The organism is Lentzea tibetensis (genome assembly GCF_007845675.1).
Lineage (GTDB): Bacteria > Actinomycetota > Actinomycetes > Mycobacteriales > Pseudonocardiaceae > Lentzea > Lentzea tibetensis.
This window is the reverse complement of sequence record NZ_VOBR01000037.1, coordinates 40,347-57,071: the sequence shown is the minus strand read 5'-3', so window position 1 is coordinate 57,071 and position 16,725 is coordinate 40,347. Positions and strand designations below refer to the sequence as shown.

Below are 16,725 nucleotides of genomic sequence, written 5' to 3'. Positions count from 1 at the left end.
CTGGGAGGTTGTTGATCCACAATGGACAATGTGGACTTTGGTCACGCCACTGCCACCAGATCGTCTCAACTGGATGGTCAGGTGCAGGTGCTGTCCGAGGTGAGTGCCACGAACTGCTGGCTCACCCACCGCCGGTCGCTCAGCATGCGGTAGCCGTTCTCCACCCGCGCCTCGGCGGGGGCGACGGCGTCGCGCGGCATCGTCGACACGATGGGCTGCATGTCGCCGGGCCCGGACCGGACGTTGAGGATGTCCGCCGTCACCGTGATCTTGCAGATCTTCGGCTGGGTGTCGCCACCCATCGGCTTGCCGCCGTTCGCGAGGTACATGACCCCGGCCACGCCGAGGACACCGATCACGATCATCCCTCGAACCGGGATCCCCAACATGACGCCTCCTGCATCCGCTCTGAGGTGCAGATATAGCGCCTGAACGGGGTGATCGGCGGGCTCGTCGCCCGAACCACCCACGAGTCTCACCTAACGGGTGACGACGCCCCGCTGGCGATTACGGAGGTGCGCGTGCGGGCGGCGCTCGCGTCGAGCTCCAGCAACCCCCGCAGCGGATTGCGCGCCTTGCGCTCCCGCCGGGCCCCGTAGGTGAACGACACGACGGTCACCACCGTCGCGACGCCGGTCACCAGTGCGACCCAGCCCCAGCCGTACTCGTGCGCGCCCACCACGAACGCGAGCCCGACGGCGATCGGCGCCCAGCTGGCGAAGAGGAGGACCATCACGAACAGCAGGATGTCCGAGATGTCCCGCCAGTCGACGCTCCTGAACTCCATGCCCAGCTTGGTCGGGAGCAGCAACGGGTAGAGCGGCCCCGGATCGGCGTCGGTGTTCGAGAAGCTGGCCGAGCCGATCATCACGACGCTGATCAGCACGAACCCGGTCCACACCCAGCCGACCCACGACGGGCCGAGCGGCCAGCCGGACCAGCTGGCCACGAAGCCCAGCACGATCGTGGGCAGGCAGACGAGCGCGATCGCGACCCAGCCGAGGTAGTGCGGCCAGCTGCGGTGGAGCTGGAAGGGGTCGTCCTCGCGGCGGACCTCGGCCCAGTCCTGTTCGCGCAGCTCGACGTCCTTCTCCGCCAGCCGCATGACGAGCCCGGTCCGCACGCTGGGCGCCAGTCCGCTGAACATGGTGCGGTGCGCGGGCGACTCGTGCAGCAACTGCTCCTGCAGCTCCAGGAACTCGCGTTCGAAGGCTTCCACGTCGACCCGGCCGCCCGAGATGCGGTCACCGGTGATCTCGGACTGCACCCAGCCCCGCACCCGATCCACGTGCTGCGGACTGGCTCTCATGGCTCGGCTCAGCGGGAACGCGCACAGCGGCAGCGCCAGCCTGGGGTCGACGCCGCGCTTGCGCGGCAGGAGCGAGCCGCGGGAGGACTCGACGAGGAACGCGATCCGGCCGACGACGTGGCGCAGCGCGGGCCGGGCCGGGTCGTCGAACGGAGCCCACACCCAGTCCAGCACGCGTCCCTGCCCCACCTCGGTCTCAGCGAGCACGGCCTCCACGTCGGGGTCGGAGATGAGGTGGGCCAGGTACCAGGCGGCCAGGCGGCTCGTGGAGTCGCTCTCCCACAACAGGGTCGCGAGCACCTGGGCGGCGGCAGGCGTACCGATCCGGCAGAGGTCCAGCACGTGCTCGCGGTTGACCGGACGCGCGCGCACCGCCTCGGCCAGTGCGGGCACGGCGGCGTCACCCATACCGGGCAGCTCCTTGTGCGCGCCGAGCTCGAGCAGCACGGCAGCCGCCTGAGGCAGCTTCGTCGCGGCGAGCGCCCGGCGTGCGGCGGTCCGCTGCTTCTCGTCACCGCCGCGGGCGGCCTCGGTGAGGAACCGGTAGATGCGCTTGCCGCGCACGCGCGGATCCGAGGCGACGGCACCGAAGGCCGCGATGACGGCGTCCGACTTCTCCCCCAGCCGCGACTGGAAGTGCGCGGTGATCCGGTTGGCCGCCGCCTCGTTCACCACCTGCGCGTCCGCGAGGCACTCGAACGCGAGCAGCGGGTCGTCGGCGAACACCGCCTCGATCATCGGCGCGCAGTCGGAGCTGGCGAGCCCGCACCACAGCTTGACCGTCTCCCGCCAGTCGGCCGGCGCGTGCCGGTAGCGCTCCAGCAGCCCGTCGCGGTCCTGCTCCATCGCCTCGGCCGCGAGGAACTCCTGGAGGCTCAGGTGCGCGAACTGGTACCGCTCGCCGCCGTCGACCGCCAGCAGCAACCCGTTGCGCTCCACGATCTCCTTCAGCACGTCCGCCGCCTGGTCCGCGGGCACGGACACGCTCGGCAGCTTCTTCGCGATCTCGTCGAGCACCCGCTCGTAGGGCAGCGTCCGCCGGTCCACCTCGTGCGCCGGCACGTCCTGCGCCACCAGCGCGAGGTGTTTGAGCAGCGCCTTCTTCGCTTGGCTCGGGTAGCGGTTGTTCTTCTTGATCCGCAGCAGCTCGAGTATCGCGTCGCGGTAGAAGTCCGCGCGGGAGTGCGGCAGCGTGCCGCCCCGGTCGTACAGGTACGCGATCATGGTGAGCAGCAACGGGTTCCGCGCGAGCTGCATGATCCGCGGGCTGTCCCGCAGCGTGCTCATCAGCTGCTCGACCGCGTCGAATCCCGGCCACTGCCGCAGGAAGCGGCGCACCAGGCGTTCGTCGAAGTCCTGCACGTGGAACGTCGCCGGGATCTCGGACCGCAGCTGCTCGTCGTACACGGCGGTGCGGCAGGTGACGACGATCTGGCAGCCGACGTAGCTGGTCGTGAAGTCCTTCAGCAGTCCGACGACCCGGTCGCGCTCGACGGCGTTGACCTCGTCGAGTCCATCGAACAGCACGGCCAGCCCGCCGGTGCGCAGCGCGCGGTCGACGAACCGCCCGGCCTTGCGGAAGCCGTTGCGGTCGAACTGCTCGACGATCAGGTCCTCGAGCTTCGTCGTGTTCCCGTTGCAGCGGTGCAGTTCCAGCAGCAACGGCACCCGCCCGCGACCGTCGCCGCGCGCCCAGGTGAGCATGGAGTGCCGCAGCAACATGGACTTCCCGGCTCCCGGCGGGCCGAGGACGACGACGTGGTCGGTCTCGCGGATCTGCCGGTGCGCGTCGTCCGCGCCGGTGCCGCCGACGGCCTGCAGCGGCACGTAGATCGTGCTGACGTCCAGCTCGACGTCGGCGAAGAGGATCGGCAGCTTCGACCAGGTCAGCTCGACCTGCTCGCGGTAGGCGCGCAACGAGAAGCGGCGCACGAACCGGGTGCCCGCCAGCACGTTGCCGAGTCCCTTGACCAGCTTCTCGACCAGCGCGGGCACCCACTTCTTGGCGCCCTCCCACAGCAACAGCAGCAGCACGACGCCGACGACCGCCCACCCCCAGCCGAGGTCGGCGATCTTGTTGAGCTGATCGAGGTTCACGCTGACATCGTCGGTCAACAGGCCGTCAGCGCTACCCTCCTCACCCGTTCAGATCAACCTCGACGCCGCGGGACACGACCAGCCGGACCTGCTGCAGCGCGGCGATGTCGGTGAGCGGGTCGCCTGCCACCACCAGCAGATCCGCGTCCAGGCCGGCGCGCAGCCGTCCGGTCCGGTCACCCAGTCCGCACGCCTTCGCGGCGGCACCGGTCACCGACGCCAGCGCCTCGGCGCAGGACATCCCGATCCCGACCATGTGCGCCACGGCGTGCGGCAGGATGCCGTGCGGCTTGCCCGGCCCGATGCCCGAGTCCGCGCCGCCGATCATCGGCACGCCCGCGCGGTGCAGCTCACCCACCTGCGCGAGGCGGGCCTCGAGCGTCATGCCGGTGCGCTTCATGACCGCCTGCACCTGCGGCGGCGGTTCCATTCCGGGCACGTGGCCGAGCGTCGGGCCCACGACGACACCGGACGCGGCGATGCGTTCCGCCAGGCCGGGAGGTGTGCTGATCCCGGTGGGACCGATGCACGTGCAGTGCTCGATGCCGTCGACGCCCGCGTCCAGGCACTGCTCGATCGCCGCGACCGGGTGCGCGTGCGCGACCACCGGCAGGCCCAGCGCGTGCGCCTCGTCGACGACCAGCCGCAGGCGGTCGTCGCTGAACTGCGGGACGAGCACGTCGGTCGTCACGGTCATCACGCCGCCGCTGGCCATCACCTTGATCACCTGCGCGCCGCGCTCGGCGCGTTCCCGCACGGCCCGGCGGGCCTCGTCGTCGCCGTCCACCTCGCCGCCCATCGACCAGCAGTGGCCACCGGCGGACGTGATCGGCGGACCGGCCGCGACGACCGTCGGGCCGTCGCCGCCGAGGTGCCGGTCGACGACCGCGAAGTGGTGGTCGCCGAGGTCCCGCACCGCCGTGACGCCGACCATCAGCTGGTCCCGCAAGGACTTCCGGACGACCGCGTCGAGCTCGTCGGCGCTCATCTCGGGGATGCGGTCCAGCGCGAACGGCCGGCTGTCCGCGCACAGGTGGACGTGCGTGTCGATCAGGCCGGGCAGCAGGGTGGTTCCCGGCAGGTGGGTCACCGGGCAGCCGACGGCCGCGTCACCCGGCTCGACGCCCGCGATCCTGCCGTCCTCCACGAGGACCAGTGCACCGCCGTGCACCACCCGTTCGCCGTCGAAGGCCCGGTCGGCCCGGTATCCGCGCATCAGGGCAGGGTAAAGCGAAAGGGCCGCCCCCACCTGGGGAGCGGCCCTGTCACATCAAGAACTCGAATCAGAAGGAAGCCATCTTCTTCTGCAGGTTCTCGTCCAGCGTGGCGAGGAAGTCCTCGGTGGTCTGCCACTCCTGATCGGGACCGACCAGCAGCGCCAGGTCCTTGGTCATCCGGCCGCTCTCGACGGTCTCGATGACGGTGGACTCCAGCGCCTCGGCGAAACGGATCACCTCGGGGGTGTTGTCCAGCTTGCCGCGGTGCATGAGGCCGCGGGTCCACGCGAAGATCGAGGCGATCGGGTTCGTGGAGGTCGGCTTGCCCTGCTGGTGCTGGCGGTAGTGGCGGGTGACCGTGCCGTGCGCGGCCTCGGCCTCGACCGTCTTGCCGTCCGGCGTCATCAGGACCGACGTCATGAGGCCCAGCGAGCCGAAGCCCTGCGCGACCGTGTCGGACTGCACGTCACCGTCGTAGTTCTTGCACGCCCAGACGTAACCGCCCTCCCACTTCATGGCCGCTGCGACCATGTCGTCGATGAGGCGGTGCTCGTAGGTGAGGCCCTTGGCGTCGAACTCGGCCTTGAACTCCTCGTCGAACACCTTCTGGAAGATGTCCTTGAACGCACCGTCGTACGCCTTGAGGATCGTGTTCTTGGTCGACATGTAGACCGGGTAGTTGCGCTGCAGGCCGTAGGAGAACGAGGCGCGCGCGAAGTCCTCGATGGACTTGTTGTAGTTGTACATGCCCATCGCGACACCACCCTCGGCCGGGTACTCGGTCACGACGTGCTCGATCGGCTCGGAACCGTCGGCGGGCTGGAACGTGATCGTCAGCTTGCCGGCGCCGGGGACCTTGAAGTTGGTCGCCTTGTACTGGTCACCGTGGGCGTGACGGCCGATGATGATCGGCTTGGTCCAGCCGGGGACGAGCCGGGGGATGTTCGAGATGATGATCGGCTCGCGGAACACCACGCCGCCGAGGATGTTGCGGATCGAGCCGTTCGGCGAGACCCACATCTTCTTCAGGCCGAACTCCTCGACGCGCGCCTCGTCCGGGGTGATGGTGGCGCACTTCACGCCGACGCCGTGCTTCTTGATGGCGTTGGCGGCGTCGATGGTGACCTGGTCGTCGGTCGCGTCCCGGTGCTCGATGCCCAGGTCGTAGTACTCAAGGGTGACGTCCAGGTACGGGTGGATCAGCTTGTCCTTGATGAACTGCCAGATGATCCGGGTCATCTCGTCGCCGTCGAGCTCGACGACGGTGCCCTGAACCTTGATCTTGCCCATAACCCGGGCGCTCCTCTCGCGACGATGCAAGCAAGACAAGCGTACTGGTAAACCGGTGGCGCCCGTCTGCGACCCTGCTCACCCTGTCACACGATCTCGTGGTCCGTCCTCCGGCTCAGGTGTTCCCACCGGTCGTCCGTCTCGGCACGCGCCTGCGCGGTGGCACGGGCCGTGCGCAGCGCGTCGGTGCCGAGCAGGAGCCGTGACGGCGGGTCGTCCATCGCCACGACGTCCATCAGCACCGCGGCCAGTCTGGCCGGATCGCCGGGCATCCGCCCGGCGGCGGCGCGAATCAGCTCGGTGTAGTAGCCGACGGTGCCCGCGTAGTCCTCGCGGACCTCGGCGAACGTGAGCGAGCCCGCCGCCCAGTCGGTGGTGAAGCCGCCCGCCTCGACCAGCGTCACCTTCACGCCGAACGGCGCGACCTCGTTGGCCAGCGCCTCGGAGAACCCGGCGAGGCCGTGCTTGGCGGTGACGTAGGTGGCGAAGCCGCTCGACCCGCCCGCGGTGCGCCCGGTGATCGACCCCATCTGCACGAAGTGCCCCGACCGTTGCGCGCGCAGCACCGGCAGCGCGGCGCGGGTCACCGCGATCGCCCCCCACAGGTTCGTGTCCAGCTGGTCGCGGAACTCCTCGTCGGTGCAGTCCTCGATGGACGTGACGAGGCCGCGGCCCGCGTTGTTGACCACGACGTCCAGCCGCCCGAACGCCTCGACGCCGGCGGCGACGGCCTTGCGCGCCTGGTCCGCGTCCCGCACGTCGAGCGCGGCCGGGCACACCCGGTCACCGTGCGCCTCGACGAGGTCCGCGACGTCCCGCGGGTTCCGCGCGGTCGCGACGACCCGGTCACCCGCGGCGAGCGCCGCCTGGGCGATCGCCCTGCCCAGACCGCGCGAACTTCCCGTGATGAGCCACACCTTCGACATGGCCCGGACGTCATCACCCTCCGCTCCCCTTTTGCTCCCGAACGGAGGTGGTGGCGTCTCACTCGCGTCTCAACGGTGAGCCACTTCTCCCGCGTTTGCGTGATGACTGTCGGAGTGCGCGGCTACTGTGCGCACGTTCGGGTGATCAACAGGAGGCGCACGGGTGTCAACGGGGCCAACGCATGCGATGAGCGGACTGCTGGCGTGGTCGGCGGTGACCGCGCTGGCGGCCAGCCACCCGATCGGCCAGCTGAGCCCGCAGAGCTGGGCCGTCGGCGCGGTGCTCGCGACCGGCGCGGCGCTGCTGCCCGACCTCGACCACCCCGGTTCGACGATCTCCCGGACGTTCGGCGCGCTGAGTTCGGGCGCCTCGGCGGGCATCAACGCGCTGAGCAGCGTCGTCTACCGGATCACGCGCACGAAACGCGACTCGAAGCGCGACGGCGGGCACCGCGGGCTCACCCACACGCTGGTGTTCGCGGTGGTCGCGGCGGTGCTGACGACGACGGTCGTGCAGACCAGCCAGAAGTGGGCGCTGCCCGTGATGATGTTCCTGTTCGCCGGGCTGGCGGTGCGCGGGATCATGAACGACTGGTGCCCCAAGCAGGACGCCTTGTGGATCACCGTGACGTCCGGGCTCATCACCTGGGCGATGATCGCCTGGACCGCGCAGACGTCCGCGAGCGCGGCGGCCTGCGGCATCGCCGTCGGTGTCGGCTGCTTCGCGCACTACGTCGGTGACGCGATCACCGAGCAGGGCTGCCCGATCCTGTGGCCGATCCCGATCGGCGGCAAGACGTGGTTCCCGGTCGCGCCGCCGAAGATCATGCGGATGAAGACCGGTGGCGTGGTCGAGATGGCGATCGTGGCGCCGGTCGTCACGCTGCTGTCGGTGTGGCTGGGACTGGCGGCGTTGCAGCAGATCGGCGCGTTGCCGTTCCTCGACGGATTCGATCTTCTGCCCATCTAGTCGTTTGCTACGAACTCCTGAAGAATTCGCTCTCCAGCCATTCGTCGGATACCTCAACCTCCCCCGATCGGACTAGCCTCCACGCACCGCTATGTCATTTGCCGGGGAGGCACGAGTGCACGAACTTGCCCGTAGACGTTTCCTTCAGGGAGCGGGCGCAGTGGGGGTCGCGGGAGCACTCGGCACCGGTAGCGCGTCGGCGACGTCTTCTTACCAATGGCTTTCCGGCGACCACCACGTGCACACGCAGTATTCGTACGACGGCATGTACACGATCGAGCAGCAGCTGCGGGGCGCGCTGCGGCACGGCACGGACTGGCTCGTGATCACCGATCACGGCCACCAGTCGCACGAGAAGAACTCCGTCGAGGCGACCGCCGCGGACGTCGCGCGCGCGGCGCGGAAGTTCCCGCACCTGTTGCTGTGGCACGGGATGGAGTGGAACGTGCCCGGCGCCGAGCACGGCACGGTGTTCTTCGAGGACTGCCGGGACGAGGCCGGCGTGCTGCGCGACTTCGAGCGGCAGTTCGACTGGCGGCTGAACGGCCAGGAGGCGTCGAACCCGGCCAACGAGGCCAAGGCGCTCGACGCGGTCCGCTGGCTGCAGACCAAGATCCGCAACGGCACCATGAAGTCGGCGCTGGTGTTCGTGAACCACCCGATGCGCAACGGCCGCGTCGCGCCGCACGAGCTGCGGAACATGCGGGACCTGGCACCTGACATCGTTGTCGGCATGGAGGGCTCGCCCGGTGCGCAGGGCGACGGCGACCCGTTGCGCGGTCCGGGCGGCCACCGCGGCGGGTACGCGAACAGCCCCGGCGGCAACTCGTGGCCCGCCTACCCGGCGGAGGCGTACCGCACGTACGGCGGGTTCGACTGGATGACGGCGAAGGTCGGCGGCATGTGGGACGCGCTGCTCGCCGAGGGCCGCGGCTGGTGGATCACCAGCAACTCGGACTCGCACTTCAACTCGCGCGACACGATCGTCCGCGTGACCGAGCCTGGCAACCAGTTCGACCTGTTCGGCAAGCACCTCGACCCGATCGACGCCGGGCCGCCGCAGGTGCTGCCGCCGTACGTCGACTTCTTCCCGTGCGAGTTCAGCCGCACCGTCGTCGGCGCGCGCAGGCGGACTCGCGGCGCTGTCATGGAGGGCCTGCGCGCGGGCCGGGTGTGGGTGACGCACGGCGGGCTCGTCGAGGACCTGCGGTTCAGCGTCTACGGCTCCGGTGGCGGCGCGACGCTGGGTGAGCGCCTGCGGGTGCGGCGCGGCAGCGACGTGACCGTGGTGGTCAAGGTGCGGCGGGCGACGCGTCCGAACAGTGCGGGCCTGATTCCGAAGTTGCGCAGAATCGACCTGATCCGCGGCGCGGTCACCGGGCCTTCTCACGACCGTGCGGCTATGGTCAGCCCCCGTGTTTCGGTGGAGGAGTCGTTCGAGCCGCGGTGGCACTACTCCGTCTTCACGCACACTTTCCGGAACGTCCGTGAACCGTTTTACCTGCGTCTGCGTGGTACCGACGGGAATCGAGGCTTCGAGCCGCAGGCGGACGTGCCTGGCGCCGCAAACCCGTGGGAGGACCTCTGGTGTTACAGCAATCCGATCTTCGTGGAGGTCCGTTGAGCGTCTGGGTAGGTGCTGACGCGGGCCACCACAACCGCTGGGAAGCAGAGAAGATCGCGATCGAGCTGCACGACACCGTGCTGCCGACCGCGCGGACGGTGTGCGTGCACGAGGTCAACGACCACCACGCGATGTCGTTCATGCTGCCGATCGGCCCGTCCGAGGCCGTGATGGCCACGCTCGTCGCGCAGGGTTTCGGCGTGGCGTCGTCGGCCGGCTACGTGGCGGGCCCCGAGACGCTGCGGCTGGGCGCCGCGGAGGCGGTCTCGGCGCACAAGCAGCGCAGAGAGGGCAGGGCGCTGCGGTTCCCCGGCCAGCGCTCGCTGCGCGGCAGGCACGGCGTGTCGGACATCCTGGCGTTCAGCGCGATCGAGCAGGTGCTCCCGGCGGGGATCACGGCGGTCGACACGCGCGGGAACCTCCAGCCGTTCTTCAAGGACGGAAAGTTGATCCTGTTCGTTGACTAGGCTCGCCGCGTGCGTGACATCGTTGTTTTCAGTGGTAGTGCCCATCCTTCGCTCGCTTCGGAGATCTGCGCGCACCTCGGGACGCCGCTGTCACCCACGCGTGTGACCCGGTTCGCCAACGACTGCCTCGAGGTGCAGCTCCAGGACAACTGCCGCGAACGCGACGTGTTCCTGATCCAGCCGCTCGTGCCGCCGGTGCAGGAGAACCTGGTCGAGTTGTGCCTGATGCTCGACGCCGCGCGCGGTGCTTCCGCCGCGCGCACGACCGTCGTGCTGCCGCACTACGCGTACGCGCGCTCCGACAAGAAGGACGCGCCGCGCATCTCCATCGGCGGACGCCTGGTCGCGGACCTGCTGGTCGCCTCGGGCGCGTCGCGCGTGCTCGCGCTGACCCTGCACTCGCCGCAGGTGCACGGGTTCTTCAGCGTGCCCGTCGACCACCTGCACGCACTGCGCGAGCTGGCCGCGCACTTCTCCCGGCTGGACCTGTCCAACACCGTCGTCGTGTCACCCGATCTGGGCAACGCCAAGGAGGCCGCGCACTTCGCGCGCATCCTCGGCGCGCCCGTCGCGGCGGGCGCCAAACAGCGGTTCGCGGACGACAAGGTGCAGATCTCGACCGTCATCGGTGAGGTGTCCGGCAAGGACGTGATCATCCTCGACGACGAGATCGCCAAGGGCAGCACGGTGTTCGAGCTGCTCGGCAAGCTGCGCGAACGCGGCGCGGGGCCGTTCCGGGTCGCCTGCACGCACGGGCTGTTCTCGGCCGGGGCGCTCGACCGGCTGCAGGCCGAGGACGACGTGCTGGAGATCGTGACGACGAACAGCGTGCCCATCCCCGACGAGAAGCGCGTGCCCAAGCTGCGGGTGCTGTCCGTCGCTCCGGCGCTCGCCGAGGCCATGCGCCGGATCAACGTCGGTGAGTCCGTGTCGACGCTGTTCGAGGCCCCCTGACCGGGCCGCTCGGCTCGGTGAAGGCGCCTGTCGAAGGGCTCCGACGGCGCTTGGGCGGCGCGGTCCACGTGCCGTGAGTTCGCCGGACACGTTGACACAGGGGTCCCCCGCCCAAGGGGAGCCCTTGATTTGATTCTTCCAGCTGACACCGACAGTTCCGGGTGCGCGAGGGTCGCCGCACCACGAGTTGTCCACAGGACGCGAGTTGTCCACAGGCGGAGGCGTGAGCAGCCCGCTCACGCCTGGCCGCAGGCAGAATCAGGCGCAGAATCAGACGCAGAATCAGCCCGGATGCGCGCCGACGGTGTCGCGGATCTCCGCACCGAGCCCGGAAGCCCCCGAGCGCGCGCAGTGCGCGCAGCAGAAGAACTGCCCGGACACCTCGACACCGTGGCCGAGGATCCGGCAGTCGCAGTGCTCGCAGCGCGGGGCCAGCTTCTGGATCGCGCACTCGAAGCTGTCGAAGTGGTACACGCCGCCACCGACGGTGCGCACCTCGAAGGCCAGCCAGTAGTCGTTGCCGCAAACGTCACAGGTCGCCATGCGGGGAGGGTGCGCCAGGTCGCGACGACCGGCAACTCGAAGCATCCAGCTCAGCGACCAGCTTCTTCGGCGCGACCACCCGATAGGCGTCCTCGACGACCTCGGCGACGGCGTCCCAGTCCAGCGGCACGTCGAGGTACACGCCGAGCCAGCCGCGGTGCCCGACGTAGGGCGGGCGGAAGTAGTGCGACGGGTCGGTGGCGACCAGCGCCTCCTGCACGCCCGGCGGTGCCGCGCACCAGAACGCGAGGTGTTCGCTGTCGTGGTGGTGGTCCGCGTAGGTCACGAACGTCTTCTTCTCGCGGACGAACCAGGTCGGCTCGCCGTGCGAGAGCCGTTCGGTGGTCTCCGGAAGCGCCAGGCACAGGCGGCGCAGGTTCTCGAGCGGATCCATGTGCAGATCCTGCGCCTGGCGCTCCTGGTCATCAACCGATGCCGGAGCGGATGGCGCTCACGAGCTCGCCGTTGGTCGTGTCACCGGAGAGCTCCCAGAAGAACACGCCGCCCATGTTCTGCCCCTTGGCCCAGCTGATCTTGCTGCGGACCGTGGCAGGCGTGTCGTAGCTCCACCACTGGTTGCCGCACTTGGCGTACGCCGTGCCGGCGACCGTGCCGTTCGCGGGGCAACGGGACTTGAGCACCTTGTAGTCCTCGATGCCCTGCTCGTACGTGCCCGGAGCCGGTCCGCTGGCCGTGCCGCCCGGCGCGGTCTGCGAGACGCCGGTCCAGCCGCGACCGTAGAAACCCAGTCCCAGCAACAGCTTGTTGGCCGGGATGCCCTTGCTCTTCAGCTTCTGGATCGCCTCGTCGGTGTTGAAGCCCTGCTGCGGGATGCCCGCGTAGGACGTCAGCGGCGAGTGCGGGGCCGTCGGGCCCTGCGCCGCCCACGCGCCGAAGAAGTCGTACGTCATCGGGTTGTACCAGTTGACGTACTGCGCGGCGCCCGCGTAGTCGGCCTTGTCGATCTTGCCGTTGGTGCTGGCGTCGGCGGTGATCGCCGCGGTCACCAGGTTGTTGCTGCCGAACCGCGCGCGCACGGCGCCCATCAGCGTCTTGAAGCTGCCGAAACCGCTGGTGTCACAGGAGAGTCCGCACGCGTTGGGGTACTCCCAGTCGATGTCGATGCCGTCGAACACGTCCGCCCAGCGCGAGTCCTCGACCAGCTTGTAGCAGGAGTCCGCGAACGCCGCGGCGTTCTGCGCCGCCGCCGGGAAGCCGCCGGACCAGGTCCAGCCGCCGAACGAGAAGAGCACCTTCAGGCCGGGGTTGAGCTTCTTCAGCTTGCGCAGCTGGTTGAAGTTGCCGCGCAGCGCGCCCGCGTCCCAGGTGTCGGCCACACCGTCCACACTGGACGCCGCGTCGTAGAACTTGTCGTAGTCCGCGTAGGTGTCACCCAGCACGCATCGGCCGCCGGTGACGTTGCCGAAGGCGTAGTTGATGTGGGTGAGCTTGCCGGCCGCGCCGCTCGTGCGGATGTTCTTCACGTGGTAGTTGCGGGCGTACACGCCCCACTGGACGAAGTACCCGATGACCCTGTTGGTGATGGCCTGCGCGCCGACGTCGGGTGCCTGAGCAGGTGCCGCCGACACGGGCGTCGCCACCGTCGTCGCGGCGAACAGCGCTACGGCCGCGGCGAGCATTCTCCGCCTGAACATACGGTCTCCTCGATGGGATGACGGCGCGGCGGCGCAACACTCAAGTTAAGTGGACTAGACCACTGAGTCAATGGTCGTCCCGGTTGATGAGCGGGACCGGCCGGATTCGAACCGGCGTGTTCCCTCCGAGGAGGGCGCGTCGACCACTGCGCTACAGGCCCCAACTACTCCTCTGATCACCCTAGCTCGTGGTAACGCGACCGTATGCCCTGCGAAAGTGTGTGACCCAATAAGGTTTGCCGCACAACGCGGAAGATGGGCGGTGTCGTGCGCGGGGTCGATTACTACGAGTTGCTCGGAGTAAGCCGGAGCGCGTCAGCGGCGGAGATCAAGTCGGCGTACCGGAACCTCGCCAAGGTCATGCACCCCGACGCGGGTGGGACGTCCGGCGGTTTCCGCATGCTCCAAGAGGCTTACGAGACGCTGAAGGACCCGGTGCGGCGCGCCGACTACGACCGGCCGACGGTCGTGCGGACACGTCCGGCAGCACGCCCGCGACCTCGGAGAACAGGCCGTACGGGCAGGTTGCGCGACTTCGGCGACGACCCGACTTTCGTGCCGCCGCGCCCGCGCGTCGACCTCGACGACCTGGACTGGTGGCACGACGTCGACCAGGCGGTGCGGGTGCGTTTCGTGCCGTCGGTGAGCCTCGGGCACGCCCCCGCGGCGCTCGCGCTGAGCAGCTGGTTCGTGCTCCTGCTGCCGTTGACGATGCCGTTGTCGCCGCTGCTGCTGACCGTCTGGCTGCCGCTGGTCGGCGCTTCCGGTTACGGCGCGTTCCGGTTGGCGCGCCGCTACGTGGCCGCGTTCAGGGCCGAACGGGCGTTCGCTTCTGAGTACGACGGGAATACGGTTTTCGGCCGTCCGGGTGAACACCGACGCGAACGGTTGACGGCACAGCTGCTCACCGAATACCTGACGCATCTGCCCGGCGCGCGGATCTTCCACGGCCTCGCGTGGCCCGGCTCGGTGTTCGCCGACGTCGACCACGCCGTCCTGTGCGGACAGCGGCTCGTGCTGATCGAGTCGAAGGCGTGGCTGCCCGGCCACTACAGCGCGGACACCGACGGCACGCTGTGGCGCAACGGCCACCCGTTCCGCGGCGGCGGCATGCAGCTGCCGGAGGGCGTCGAGGCGTTCCGCGAGCTGCTGCCGTGGCTCGACGTGCGCGGCGCGCTGGTCATCTACCCCAACCGGTCCGGCGAGGTCACCGCTGACCAGTACCTCGACGTCGACGCGCCGCCGATGACACCCGAGCAGTTCGTGCAGGAGATCGGCGAATGGCTGGCCGAGGACGCGAGCACCGTCGACCGCGAGGCGCTGCGCGTCCTGGTGCGCCAGGTCGTCTCCGAGGTCCGGGTCGCCGGCGCGTGAGTCGCCGCGTCCGGGTCGCCGGCGCCCAGGTCGCCACGTCCGGGCCGCCGCGTCCAGGTCGCCATGTCTAGGTCGACGGCGGTGATGTCGTCGGGGTGGTGCAGGGCGTGGTGGTCGGCGGGCCCTGCGAGGCGAGGCGCGTGCCGCTGCACAGATTCGTGTCGACCCGCTTGTCGGCCGAGTCGCCGAACGCGAACACCAGGTAGGCCTCGCCGACGTTCAGGTGCAGGCCGCACAACGAACCCTGCACCAGCGTCACGACGTCCACCCGGTGCGGGACGCTTCCCTTGTGCTGCTTGCGCACCTTCGCGGTGAAACGGTTCTTGTCGTCGTACGGCGTCGACGGGTCACCCGGCTCCACCGTCTTGCTCTCGATCTTCGCCACGAACACGTGGTCCGCGCGCTGGAACCGCTCCGCCTCGGTCGACGGGAAGCAGCTGCAGGCGTTGGCGGTTCCGGTGAGGGCGGCGGTCAGCGCGGCGGCGAGGAGGGTGGCCGCGGCGAGGACGTGGGCTGCTCGAGTCATGTTGTCCCCCAAGGATGCTCGAACGTTCGAGCATAGGGGCGGTCAGACGTCGAAGACCAGCTCCGGCCGTTCCCACCTGACCTCGGGCGGACGCGCCGGGATCACGCCGATCCGGCGGGCGCCCATCCGTTCGTAGAAGCCGGCCGCCGGCGGGTGCGACACGACCCGGACCGCGCTGATCCCACGTTGCCTCGCCTGGTCGAGCATGTGCTCGACCAGCAATGCCCCAACGCCAAGGCCCTGCGCCTCGTTGGCCACGAACATGATGTCCAGCTCGGCCGAGTCGACGACGAGGCCGTAGAAGCCGAGCACCTCGCCGTTCCGCTCGGCCAGGAACACGACGTTGCGCTCCACGTAGCCGGCGGTGACGCGGTAGCCGTCGAGGATCGACGCGTAGTCGCCCTCGTACGCCTTCGAGCTCAGCACCAGTTCGGTGAGCTCGTCGGCGTGCCGGGCCTCGGCGCGGGTGAGGCGCATCAGAACGGGAACGGCCCGAACGCGGGCTCGAGGTCGGAGAGCCAGGTCGCGGCCGGATCGAACTTCGCGAAGAACGGGCGGTTGACCAGCTCCGGGTCGCGCGCCTGGACGAAGTGCAGTACGAAGACCCGCTCGCCCGCGACGTCCGCGACGCCGTCCACCATCACCTTGCCCGGTGTGGCCGACATGATCGGGCCGCGCACGGTGCGCGCGAGGCCGGACACGCCGCGGTAGGCGTCGCAGAAGATCTCGGACGCGCGGGCCAGCGGCACGGCGAAGTAGTCCTTCGGCCCGGTGTCCCGCTCGACGAACATGTAGTACGGCACGGCACCGAGCACGGTGAGCTGCCGCCAGAGGGCCGACCAGACCGCGGGGTCGTCGTTGACGCCGCGGATGAGCGGCGCCTGGCAGCGCACGACGGCGCCCGTCTCGCGCACCTTGCGCAACGCCTCGCGCGCGACCGGCGGCGACAGCTCGTTGGGGTGCGAGAAGTGCGCCATCAGCGCCAGGTGCCTGCCGGACGCGACGACCCGTTCGAACAGCCGCAGCAGGTCGTCGGCGTCCGGGTCGGTCAGGAACCGGTACGGCCAGTAGGACAACGCCTTCGTGCCGATCCGGATGGATTCCAGCGACTCGAAACGCGGGTCCAGCAACGGTTCCAGATAACGCGCGAGCACATCGGCACTCATCACCAGCGGATCACCACCGGTGATCAGCACACTGGTGATTTCGGGGTGCTCCAGCAGATACGCGCACAACGCGTCCACGTCGTCGGTCGCCATCTTCATCGACGGTTCGCCGACGAACTGCGGCCACCGGAAGCAGTAGGTGCAGTAGGCGTGACAGGTCTGCCCCTGGCGGGGGAAGAACAGCAGCGTTTCCCGGTACTTGTGCTGCATTCCGGAAAGGTGCTCGCCGCGCAGTTCCGGCGTGTTCAGGTCGAGCTGGCCGCCGGGGTGCGGACTGAGGCTCAGCCGAATCTCGTTGGCGGCGGTTCGCAGTTCGTTCCCGCTCGCCTCGCGGCGCAGCAGATCGACCATCCGGTCGAGATCGGCCTGCGGCAACATGTCCGGCTGCGGAAACGTCAACCGGAAGATCGGGTCGTCGGGAACGGCCAGCCAGTCGATCAGCTCGTCGACGACGTACTCGTTGCTGCGAAAGGGCAGCACGGCCGCGACCGCCCGCATCGCCAAACGCTCGTCAGCGGAGAACCGGGTGCGCGCGGTGAGCTTTTCCAGATGGTGCGCCGTGTACGCGCGATACCGGGCCACTTCCGCTACTCACTCCGACCTCAGA

Annotated in this window: 16 protein-coding genes and 1 tRNA gene; 5 read left to right on the top strand and 12 right to left on the bottom strand. The window is 69.4% G+C overall.

The annotated features are described in order from the left end of the window. Nucleotides 1-77: 77 nt before the first annotated feature. From FKR81_RS37930 to FKR81_RS37910, 5 genes are all read right to left on the bottom strand, one after another. Nucleotides 78-389, bottom strand: a complete 312-nt coding sequence (locus tag FKR81_RS37930) for an SH3 domain-containing protein (RefSeq protein WP_146359224.1) — start codon at nucleotides 387-389, stop codon at nucleotides 78-80. An 86-nt stretch (nucleotides 390-475) separates the two neighbouring features. After that, complete coding sequence (locus tag FKR81_RS37925; protein ID WP_146359222.1) at nucleotides 476-3,406, bottom strand: NACHT domain-containing protein; 2,931 nt, start codon at nucleotides 3,404-3,406, stop codon at nucleotides 476-478. Between the two features lie 40 nt (nucleotides 3,407-3,446). Next, the gene (locus FKR81_RS37920; protein ID WP_146359220.1) at nucleotides 3,447-4,622 is read right to left on the bottom strand and encodes an amidohydrolase family protein; all 1,176 of its coding nucleotides are present in this window, start codon (nucleotides 4,620-4,622) and stop codon (nucleotides 3,447-3,449) included. Between the two features lie 67 nt (nucleotides 4,623-4,689). Next, nucleotides 4,690-5,913, bottom strand: coding sequence for an NADP-dependent isocitrate dehydrogenase (locus FKR81_RS37915; RefSeq protein ID WP_146359219.1), 1,224 nt, complete (start codon nucleotides 5,911-5,913; stop codon nucleotides 4,690-4,692). Between the two features lie 86 nt (nucleotides 5,914-5,999). Beyond that, the gene (locus FKR81_RS37910; protein ID WP_146359217.1) at nucleotides 6,000-6,839 is read right to left on the bottom strand and encodes an SDR family NAD(P)-dependent oxidoreductase; all 840 of its coding nucleotides are present in this window, start codon (nucleotides 6,837-6,839) and stop codon (nucleotides 6,000-6,002) included. Nucleotides 6,840-7,002: 163 nt separating this feature from the next. On the opposite strand from FKR81_RS37910, the gene FKR81_RS37905 reads away from it, so the two are divergent. The 4 genes from FKR81_RS37905 (at nucleotide 7,003) to FKR81_RS37890 (ending at nucleotide 10,854) form a co-directional block, all read left to right on the top strand. Continuing rightward, the gene (locus tag FKR81_RS37905) at nucleotides 7,003-7,809 is read left to right on the top strand and encodes a metal-dependent hydrolase (RefSeq protein WP_146359215.1); all 807 of its coding nucleotides are present in this window, start codon (nucleotides 7,003-7,005) and stop codon (nucleotides 7,807-7,809) included. Between the two features lie 91 nt (nucleotides 7,810-7,900). Continuing rightward, the gene (locus FKR81_RS37900) at nucleotides 7,901-9,433 is read left to right on the top strand and encodes a PHP domain-containing protein (RefSeq protein ID WP_146359213.1); all 1,533 of its coding nucleotides are present in this window, start codon (nucleotides 7,901-7,903) and stop codon (nucleotides 9,431-9,433) included. After that, nucleotides 9,430-9,900, top strand: a complete 471-nt coding sequence (locus FKR81_RS37895) for a hypothetical protein (RefSeq protein ID WP_235922142.1) — start codon at nucleotides 9,430-9,432, stop codon at nucleotides 9,898-9,900. The genes FKR81_RS37900 and FKR81_RS37895 overlap by 4 nt, the downstream gene beginning before the upstream one ends. Nucleotides 9,901-9,909: 9 nt before the next feature. Next, nucleotides 9,910-10,854: a ribose-phosphate diphosphokinase gene (locus tag FKR81_RS37890; RefSeq protein WP_146359210.1), complete on the top strand. Its 945-nt coding sequence runs from the start codon at nucleotides 9,910-9,912 to the stop codon at nucleotides 10,852-10,854. Nucleotides 10,855-11,136: 282 nt separating this feature from the next. Here FKR81_RS37890 and FKR81_RS37885 read toward each other — a convergent pair whose 3' ends face one another. From FKR81_RS37885 to FKR81_RS37870, 4 genes are all read right to left on the bottom strand, one after another. Further along, nucleotides 11,137-11,397: a Prokaryotic metallothionein gene (locus FKR81_RS37885; protein ID WP_146359208.1), complete on the bottom strand. Its 261-nt coding sequence runs from the start codon at nucleotides 11,395-11,397 to the stop codon at nucleotides 11,137-11,139. Further along, a complete protein-coding gene (locus FKR81_RS37880; protein WP_146359207.1) occupies nucleotides 11,384-11,791 on the bottom strand; it encodes an MmcQ/YjbR family DNA-binding protein in 408 nt (135 codons plus the stop codon). The genes FKR81_RS37885 and FKR81_RS37880 overlap by 14 nt, the downstream gene beginning before the upstream one ends. 31 nt (nucleotides 11,792-11,822) lie before the next feature. Continuing rightward, the gene (locus tag FKR81_RS37875) at nucleotides 11,823-13,052 is read right to left on the bottom strand and encodes a glycoside hydrolase family 18 protein (RefSeq protein ID WP_146359205.1); all 1,230 of its coding nucleotides are present in this window, start codon (nucleotides 13,050-13,052) and stop codon (nucleotides 11,823-11,825) included. A gap of 91 nt (nucleotides 13,053-13,143) precedes the next feature. Then, nucleotides 13,144-13,214: transfer RNA gene (locus FKR81_RS37870), tRNA-OTHER, on the bottom strand. A gap of 105 nt (nucleotides 13,215-13,319) precedes the next feature. Here FKR81_RS37870 and FKR81_RS37865 point away from each other — a divergent pair. Then, a complete protein-coding gene (locus tag FKR81_RS37865) occupies nucleotides 13,320-14,426 on the top strand; it encodes a J domain-containing protein (RefSeq protein WP_146359203.1) in 1,107 nt (368 codons plus the stop codon). Between the two features lie 67 nt (nucleotides 14,427-14,493). Here FKR81_RS37865 and FKR81_RS37860 read toward each other — a convergent pair whose 3' ends face one another. The 3 genes from FKR81_RS37860 to FKR81_RS37850 are packed head-to-tail and all read right to left on the bottom strand — an operon-like array spanning nucleotide 14,494 to nucleotide 16,700. Further along, complete coding sequence (locus tag FKR81_RS37860) at nucleotides 14,494-14,952, bottom strand: hypothetical protein (RefSeq protein ID WP_146359202.1); 459 nt, start codon at nucleotides 14,950-14,952, stop codon at nucleotides 14,494-14,496. A 42-nt stretch (nucleotides 14,953-14,994) separates the two neighbouring features. Next, nucleotides 14,995-15,429: a GNAT family N-acetyltransferase gene (locus tag FKR81_RS37855; RefSeq protein ID WP_146359200.1), complete on the bottom strand. Its 435-nt coding sequence runs from the start codon at nucleotides 15,427-15,429 to the stop codon at nucleotides 14,995-14,997. Beyond that, nucleotides 15,429-16,700, bottom strand: a complete 1,272-nt coding sequence (locus FKR81_RS37850) for a KamA family radical SAM protein (protein WP_146359198.1) — start codon at nucleotides 16,698-16,700, stop codon at nucleotides 15,429-15,431. The genes FKR81_RS37855 and FKR81_RS37850 overlap by 1 nt, the downstream gene beginning before the upstream one ends. Nucleotides 16,701-16,725: the final 25 nt, after the last annotated feature.